The 1,794-nt window shown below is 70.5% G+C and carries 1 protein-coding gene; it reads left to right on the plus strand.

The genetic code is table 11. The annotated features are described in order from the left end of the window. On the plus strand, nt 1-1,794 hold a 1,794-nt coding region (locus tag ABZT04_RS45900), incomplete at both ends, for a beta-ketoacyl synthase N-terminal-like domain-containing protein (RefSeq protein WP_356066682.1).

A 1,794-nucleotide genomic window follows, 5' to 3' on the forward strand; every position in this document is an offset into this window, starting at 1 on the left:
GGGCGGGCGTTCAAGGAACTCGGCTTCGACTCGCTGTCCTCGGTCGAGCTGCGCAACCGGCTCGCTCAGGCGACCGGCCTCAAACTGCCGGCGACGTTGGTGTTCGATCACCCGACCGCAGCCGCCGTGGCGAAGTTCCTGGTGACGCAGGTAGCGGGTGCGGGTGTTGGTAAGGCGCCGGTCGTACGGGTTCCGGCGCGGCGGCGGGCTGATGTGGACGAGCCGTTGGCGATTGTGGGTATGGCGTGCCGGTATCCGGGTGGTGTGTCGTCGCCGGAGCAGTTGTGGGAGTTGGTGGCTTCGGGTCGGGACGCGATCTCGGGGCTGCCGGACGATCGTGGCTGGGATCTGGAGCGGTTGTACAACCCGGATCCGGAACAGTCCGGCACGGTGTACGCGCGGGGCGGCGGTTATCTGGACGGTGCGGGTGACTTCGATGCGGGGTTCTTCGGGATCAGTCCGCGGGAGGCGTTGGCGATGGACCCGCAGCAGCGGTTGCTGCTGGAGGGCGCGTGGGAGGCGTTGGAGGACGCCGGGATCGACCCGGGTTCACTGCGTGGTAGTGACACCGGAGTGTTCTGCGGGGTGGTTGCCTCCGAGTACGGCAACGGGGCGACGCCGGAGATGGAAGGTTTCCGCCTGACCGGTAGCACGACGAGCGTGGTCTCGGGGCGGTTGAGTTACACGTTCGGGCTGCAGGGTCCGGCGGTGTCGGTGGACACGGCATGCTCGTCGTCCCTCGTGGCGATGCACCTGGCCGCACAGGCACTGCGCAACGGCGAGTGCTCCCTGGCCCTGGCCGGCGGGGCGACCGTGATGTCGGGCCCCTTCCTGCTGGTCGAGTTCTCCCGCCAGCGCGGCCTGTCGCCCGACGGCCGCTGCCGCTCCTACGCCGCGGGCGCGGACGGCACCGGCTTCTCCGACGGCGTCGGCCTCGTCGTAATGGAACGCCTGTCGGACGCCCAACGTCTCGGGCACCAGGTGCTGGCCATCATCCGGGGCAGCGCGGTCAACCAGGACGGAGCCTCCAACGGCCTGACCGCGCCCAGCGGCCCGTCGCAGGAGCGCGTGATCCGTACGGCACTGTCCGCGGCAGGTCTACGGCCCGACCAGGTCGATGCGGTGGAGGGTCACGGCACGGGAACCCGGCTCGGCGACCCGATCGAAGCGCAGGCGCTGCTGGCCACGTACGGCCAGGACCGCAACACGGAGCGGCCGTTGTGGCTGGGCTCGATCAAGTCGAACATCGGTCACTCCTCCGCCGCCGCCGGCGTGGCCGGCGTCATCAAGATGGTCCAGGCGCTACGGCACCGCGAACTCCCCGCCACCCTGCACGTGGACGCGCCGTCCTCGCACGTGGACTGGGAGTCGGGCGCGGTGAGGCTCCTGACCGCGGCACAGCCCTGGAACGACCCGGGCCGTCCTCGCCGCGCGGCCGTGTCGTCTTTCGGTGTCTCCGGCACGAACGCCCACATGATCCTGGAGGAGGCCCCGACAGCCGCCGAGGAGTCCGAGCAGCAGCCCGAGAAGAGCCTTCCCGCAATACCGGTGTTGGTGTCGGCGAAGGACGAGGTGGCGCTGCGGGCCCAGGCGGGCCGACTGCGCGAACACCTGCTCGCGCGCCCGGAACTCGACGTCCTGGACACGGCGTTCTCGGCCGCGACCACCCGGGCCCACCTGGAACACCGCGCTGTCGTCACCGCTTCTGATCGTGAGGGTTTGTTGGCGGGGTTGTCGGGGTTGGCGGTGGGTGAGTCGGGTCGGGGCACGGTGGCGGGTCGGTCGGTGTCGGGG

Source organism: Streptomyces sp. NPDC005492 (assembly GCF_040605995.1).
GTDB lineage: Bacteria > Actinomycetota > Actinomycetes > Streptomycetales > Streptomycetaceae > Streptomyces.